General features: G+C 60.5%; 6 protein-coding genes. All 6 read left to right on the forward strand.

What is annotated here, in order from left to right; all coding sequences use genetic code 11:
• The first annotated feature begins 300 nt into the window (after positions 1–300).
• Complete coding sequence (locus DBR30_RS10885) at positions 301–705, forward strand: NADH-quinone oxidoreductase subunit A (protein ID WP_075112542.1); 405 nt, start codon at positions 301–303, stop codon at positions 703–705.
• Positions 706–734: 29 nt separating this feature from the next.
• Positions 735–1,409 (forward strand): NuoB/complex I 20 kDa subunit family protein, encoded by a 675-nt coding sequence (locus DBR30_RS10890; RefSeq protein ID WP_005344917.1) that lies wholly within the window; start codon positions 735–737, stop codon positions 1,407–1,409.
• 2 nt (positions 1,410–1,411) lie between these two features.
• Entirely contained in the window at positions 1,412–3,217 is a 1,806-nt protein-coding gene (gene nuoC, locus DBR30_RS10895) for an NADH-quinone oxidoreductase subunit C/D (protein ID WP_108539964.1), read from the forward strand.
• 80 nt (positions 3,218–3,297) lie between these two features.
• On the forward strand, positions 3,298–3,840 hold the full coding sequence (gene nuoE / locus DBR30_RS10900; RefSeq protein WP_108539962.1) for an NADH-quinone oxidoreductase subunit NuoE: 543 nt from the start codon (positions 3,298–3,300) through the stop codon (positions 3,838–3,840).
• On the forward strand, positions 3,837–5,222 hold the full coding sequence (nuoF, locus tag DBR30_RS10905) for an NADH-quinone oxidoreductase subunit NuoF (RefSeq protein ID WP_108539959.1): 1,386 nt from the start codon (positions 3,837–3,839) through the stop codon (positions 5,220–5,222). Before nuoE ends, nuoF begins: the two co-directional genes overlap by 4 nt.
• A gap of 41 nt (positions 5,223–5,263) precedes the next feature.
• A partial coding sequence (gene nuoG, locus DBR30_RS10910) for an NADH-quinone oxidoreductase subunit NuoG (RefSeq protein WP_108588343.1) occupies positions 5,264–6,210 on the forward strand: 947 nt, incomplete at its 3' end.

The raw sequence follows: 6,210 nt of genomic DNA on the forward strand, positions 1-6,210 counted from the left end.
ACCTCACCCGCCATCACGCTCTTCACCCACCTGTGCCCCCTGCCCGCGATACCGACCAGATCAGGCTTCGTACGTGATATTTACCCCTTTCAGGTGATGACGAGGAGCAGCTCTCTGCGCTTTCCAGGCCTTTCTCGTCCGCCATAACCAACAAAAAAGTGCGCTTCTTAACAAAATTTAATTCCCAGTTAACCGATTAATAAATAATCCACAAAAATCACATGTAAATCAGTGCGAAAGTGTCATAATGCGTAACATTATTGTTAAGTCACTTGATTAATTTGGTTAGGAAAAACCTCTATGTTCGCTGATATTTCTGCTCAACATTGGGCTTTTGCCATTTATGTCATCGGTGCCATCACCATCTGTCTGGTGATGATAGGCCTCGCCGCCCTGCTGGGAGGTCGTGCCTACGGCCGCACCAAGAACAAGCCATTTGAATCTGGTGTCGACTCGGTCGGCAGTGCCCGCCTGCGTTTTTCCGCCAAGTTCTATCTGGTCGCCATGTTCTTCGTCATCTTCGACGTCGAGGCCCTTTACCTGTTTGCCTGGTCTGTCTCCGTGCGGGAGAGCGGCTGGGTCGGCTTTATTGAAGCCACCATTTTCATCGGACTGCTGCTTATCGGCCTGATCTACCTCTGGCGCATCGGCGCACTGGAGTGGTCACCGCGCAAACCGCAGCTGAACAACAAAAACAGTGATTGAACCACAGACCCTTTCCTTGAGGTTGCACAATGAAGTACACCCTGACCCGGATTGACCCGGATGCCCCCGTTGAGCGCTACCCCCAGGAGCAGCGCCAGACCGTCGATGACCCACTGGCGCAAGAAGCGACGCGCGGCATCATGATGGGCCGTCTCGAGGAGGTGCTGCAAGACACCGTCAACTGGGGCCGCAAAAACTCCCTCTGGCCTTACAACTTCGGCATCTCCTGCTGCTACGTGGAGATGTGTACCGCCTTCACCTCCCCCCACGATGTGGCCCGCTTCGGCGCCGAAGTTATCCGTGCCTCGCCGCGTCAGGCCGATTTCATGGTGATTGCAGGGACTCCCTTCATCAAGATGGCGCCAGTCATCCAGCGCCTGTATGAACAGCTGCTCGAACCCAAGTGGGTGATCTCCATGGGGGCCTGTGCCAACTCCGGCGGCATGTATGACATCTATTCCGTGGTGCAGGGGGTGGACAAGTTCCTGCCGGTCGATGTCTACATTCCGGGTTGCCCGCCCCGTCCCGAAGCCTTTTTGCAAGCCCTGATGCTGCTGCAGGACTCCATCGGCAAAGAGCGCCGCCCCCTCTCCTGGGTGGTGGGCGATCAGGGGATCTACCGTCCCCAGATGCAGGCCGAGAAAGAGCGCAAGCGTGGCGAACGGATCAATGTGACCAACCTGCGCACGCCGGATGAGATCTGACCATGAAACTGACTCGTGATTTTCCCAGCAATTACGCCATGGCCCAGTGGCAGCCCAGCGACCACCAGGATGCCAAAGTCATTGGCGAACTGTTTGCCCACTTCGGCGCCGAGCACTTCACCGTGCAGACCACGCGCACCGGTGTACCGGTGGTCTGGCTCCCCCGCGAACTGCTGCAGGATGTGATGGGCTTTTTGCGCAAGGTGCCCTCCCCGTTTGTGATGCTGTTTGATCTCAGCGCCACCGATGAGCGGCTACGCAGCCATCGCGACGGTCTGCCCCAGAGCGATTTCACCGTCTTCTATCACCTCATCTCCATCGACCGTAACGCCGATGTGATGTTGAAAGTGGCGCTGGCCGAAAGTGACCTGCATCTGCCCACCATCACCAACCACTTCCCCAATGCCAACTGGTACGAGCGGGAAGTGTGGGATCTGATGGGCATCACCTTCGATGGCCACCCCCATCTGACCCGCATCATGATGCCCAAGAGCTGGCAGGGTCACCCGCTGCGCAAGGATTACCCGGCGCGCGCCACTGAATTCGATCCCTTCATGCTCGATGCCGCCAAACAGGACATGGAGCAGGAGAACCTGCTGTTCAAACCGGAAGAGTGGGGGCTGGCCCGCGGCAACGAGAACGAGGACTACATGTTCCTCAACCTCGGCCCCAACCACCCCTCTGCTCACGGCGCCTTCCGCTTGGTGTTGCAGCTCGATGGCGAGGAGATCCGCAACTGCGTGCCCGACATCGGCTACCACCATCGTGGTGCCGAGAAGATGGGCGAGCGCCAATCCTGGCACAGTTACATCCCCTATACCGACCGGGTCGAGTATCTGGGCGGGGTGATGAACAACCTCCCCTATGTGCTGGCGGTCGAGAAGCTGGCCGGCATCAAGGTGCCGCAGCGGGTCGACATGATCCGGGTGATGATGGCGGAGCTGTTCCGCATCCAGAGCCACCTCTTGTTCCTCGGGACCTATATCCAGGACGTGGGGGCCATGACCCCGGTCTTCTTCACCTTCACCGACAGGCAGAAGATCTACACCATCATCGAAGCAATCACCGGTGCCCGTATGCACCCGGCCTGGTTCCGTATCGGCGGTGTGGCTCACGACTTGCCGAAGGGATGGCAACGGCTGGTTCAGGACAACCTGCTGAGCTGGCTGCCCAAGCGGCTGATGGATTACGAAAAAGCGGCGATGCGCAACAGCATTCTGCGCGGTCGAACCATAGGCGTCTCTGCCTACACCACCGAGCAGGCGTTGTCCTGGGGCACCACGGGGGCCGGATTGCGCGCCACCGGCCTCAACTTCGACATACGCAAGTGGCGCCCCTACTCCGGTTACGATCAGTTCGACTTTGAAGTGCCGGTCGGCAGCAATGGCGATGCCTACGACAGAGCCACCGTGCGGATCGAGGAGATCCGCCAGAGCATGTCGATCATCGAGCAGTGCATGAAGAACATGCCGGAGGGCCCCTTCAAGGCGGATCACCCCCTCACCACCCCGCCGCCCAAAGAGCGCACCCTGCAGCACATCGAGACCCTGATCAACCACTTCCTGCAAGTGTCTTGGGGCCCGGTGATGCCCGCTGCCGAGTCGTTCCAGATGATTGAGGCGACCAAGGGGGTCAACAGTTACTACCTGACCAGTGACGGCTCCACCATGAGCTACCGGACCCGGATCCGCACCCCGAGCTTTGCTCACCTGCAGCAGATCCCCTCGGTGATCAAGGGCAGCATGGTGTCGGACCTCATCGTCTATCTGGGCAGTATCGATTTTGTTATGTCGGATGTGGACCGTTAAGTGATCCGCTCTCCCGGCCATGGCCGGGAATTGGGATCGCCGGACGAGCAGTAAAAGGACAAGCCACCAAAGGTCAAGTCATGAGCCAGCAATGTCAGTGTCACAATAATCAGACCCCACAGGGGCAAGGGGCATGCAGCAGCAAACGGGACGACTTCGTTCTGAGCCAGGCTGAACGCGATGCCATCGAACACGAGAAACACCACTACGAAGATCCCCGCGCCGCCAGCATCGAAGCGCTCAAGATCGTGCAGCAGGCCAGAGGCTGGGTACCCGACGGCGCCATTCACGCCATCGCGGCCGAGCTCGGCATTCCCGCCAGCGACGTGGAGGGGGTAGCCACCTTCTATAGCCAGATCTTCCGCCAGCCGGTGGGGCGCCACATCATCCGCGTCTGCGACAGCATGGTCTGCTACATCAATGGCCATGAAGATCTGCTGGCCGGTCTCAAGGAGGTGATGAACCTCGGCCCCGGTCAAACCACCCCGGATGGCCGCTTCACCCTGCTGCCGGTCTGCTGCCTTGGCAACTGCGACAAGGGGCCAGCCATCATGATCGATGACGACACCTATGGCGGCCTCGATCCGGTGACCTTGCTGAAAACGCTGGAGGCTTACCCATGAGCCTGCCGCAGAACAAGATCCTCGCCTCTCTTGGCACCGCCAACCGCACGGCCCGCACCGCCGAGACCCACCCGCTCACCTGGCGGCTGCGGGATGACGGCCAGCCGGTGTGGCTGGAGGAGTATCAGGCCAAACAGGGCTATGAAGCCGCCCGCAAGGCGCTCGGCCAGATGAGCCCGGACGAGATTGTCAGCACCGTCAAGGATGCCGGTCTCAAGGGGCGTGGCGGCGCGGGCTTCCCCACTGGCGTGAAGTGGGGGCTGATGCCCAAAGACGAGAGCATGAACATCCGCTACCTGCTCTGTAACGCCGACGAAATGGAGCCTAACACCTGGAAAGATCGGCTGCTGATGGAGCAACTTCCCCACCTGCTGATCGAGGGGATGATCATCAGTGCCCGGGCGCTCAAGGCCTATCGCGGCTACATCTTCCTGCGCGGCGAGTATGTGGATGCCGCCATCAACCTGCGCCGTGCGGTGGAAGAGGCCAAGGCCGCCGGTTTGCTTGGCAAGAACATTCTAGGCTCCGGTTTTGATTTCGAGCTGTTTGTTCACACTGGCGCCGGTCGCTACATCTGTGGCGAAGAGACGGCGCTGATCAACTCGCTGGAAGGACGCCGTGCCAACCCGCGCGCCAAGCCCCCCTTCCCCGCCGTTTCCGGCGTATGGGGTAAGCCCACCTGCGTCAACAACGTCGAAACCCTCTGCAACGTCCCCGCCATTATCGGCAACGGGGTCGCCTGGTATCACGGGCTGGCGCTGCCGGGCTCGGAAGATCACGGCACCAAGCTGATGGGCTTCTCCGGCAAGGTGAACAACCCCGGGGTGTGGGAGCTGCCGTTTGGCATCACCGCCCGCGAGCTGTTTGAAAATTACGCCGGCGGCATGAAGAGCGGCTATCGCCTGAAAGCGTGGCAACCGGGCGGTGCGGGCACCGGCTTCCTGCTGCCGGAGCACCTCGATGCCCAGATGTATACCGCCGGTATCGGCAAGGTAGGTACCCGGATGGGGACCGGCCTCGCCATGGCGGTGGATGACTCCATCAGCATGGTGAGTCTGCTGCGCAACATGGAGGAGTTCTTCGCCCGCGAGTCGTGCGGCTGGTGCACGCCCTGCCGCGACGGCCTGCCCTGGAGCGTCAAGCTGCTGCGGGCACTGGAGCGTGGCGAGGGGCAATCCGGCGATCTGGCGACCCTGGAGCAGCTCTGTGGCTTCCTTGGCCCAGGCAAGACCTTCTGCGCCCACGCACCGGGCGCCGTCGAGCCGCTGGCCAGCGCCATCAAATATTTCCGCTCCGAATTCGAGGCCGGGATCAAAGGCAGCGGCGACAACCGCAAGCCGGTCAAAGGGATCCAGCCCAATCTGCTGGGCGAGCGCTGGTAACGACACCACAGATTTCACAAAACAGGTTTCAGGGAAGTTGTATGGCAACCATTTATGTAGACGGCAAAGAGTACGAGGTAGACGGGGCAGATAACCTGCTGCAAGCCTGTCTGTCGCTGGGTCTGGACGTCCCCTATTTCTGCTGGCATCCGGCGCTGGGTAGCGTGGGCGCCTGCCGCCAGTGCGCGGTCAAACAGTATCAGAATGCCGATGACAAGCGCGGTCGTCTGGTCATGTCCTGCATGACCCCGGCCACCGATGGCAGCTACATCGCCATCGAGGATGAAGAGGCTAAAGAATTTCGCAAAAGCGTGGTGGAGTGGCTGATGACCAACCACCCCCACGACTGCCCGGTGTGTGAAGAGGGCGGCGCCTGCCACCTGCAGGACATGACGGTGATGACCGGCCACAACAGCCGTCGCTACCGTTTCACCAAACGCACCCACCAGAATCAGGAGCTGGGCCCCTTCATCGGTCACGAGATGAATCGCTGTATCGCCTGCTACCGCTGCGTCCGTTACTACAAGGATTATGCCGGTGGCGAGGATCTCGGGGTCTACGGTGCCCACGACAACGTCTATTTCGGGCGGGTCGAGGATGGCACCCTGGAGAGTGAATTTTCCGGCAACTTGGTGGAGGTCTGCCCCACCGGCGTCTTCACCGACAAGACCCACTCCGAACGTTACAACCGCAAGTGGGACATGCAATTTGCCCCCAGCATCTGCCAGCAATGCTCCGTGGGCTGCAACATCAGTCCGGGTGAGCGTTATGGCGAACTGCGCCGCATCGAAAACCGCTTCCACGGCAGCGTCAACCACTACTTCCTCTGTGACCGTGGCCGCTTTGGCTATGGCTACGTCAATCTGGCGGATCGCCCGCGCCAGCCGCTGCTCAAAGATGGCAACGACCAGCTGACCATCACTGTCGATGGCGCCCTCAACCGCGCCGCCGATGCCCTGCGCACGGCCCGCGGCCTCATCGGCATCGG

The organism is Aeromonas sp. HMWF017 (assembly GCF_003061465.1).
GTDB classification, from domain to species: Bacteria; Pseudomonadota; Gammaproteobacteria; order Enterobacterales; family Aeromonadaceae; genus Aeromonas; species Aeromonas veronii.

Excerpts from the sequence above, each read along its gene's own strand:
- DBR30_RS10885 (WP_075112542.1), top strand. The coding sequence starts at position 301 with ATGTTCGCTGATATTTCTGCTCAACATTGGGCTTTTGCCATTTATGTC.
- DBR30_RS10890 (WP_005344917.1), top strand. The coding sequence starts at position 735 with ATGAAGTACACCCTGACCCGGATTGACCCGGATGCCCCCGTTGAGCGC.
- nuoC (WP_108539964.1), top strand. The coding sequence starts at position 1,412 with ATGAAACTGACTCGTGATTTTCCCAGCAATTACGCCATGGCCCAGTGG.
- nuoE (WP_108539962.1), top strand. The coding sequence starts at position 3,298 with ATGAGCCAGCAATGTCAGTGTCACAATAATCAGACCCCACAGGGGCAA.
- nuoF (WP_108539959.1), top strand. The coding sequence starts at position 3,837 with ATGAGCCTGCCGCAGAACAAGATCCTCGCCTCTCTTGGCACCGCCAAC.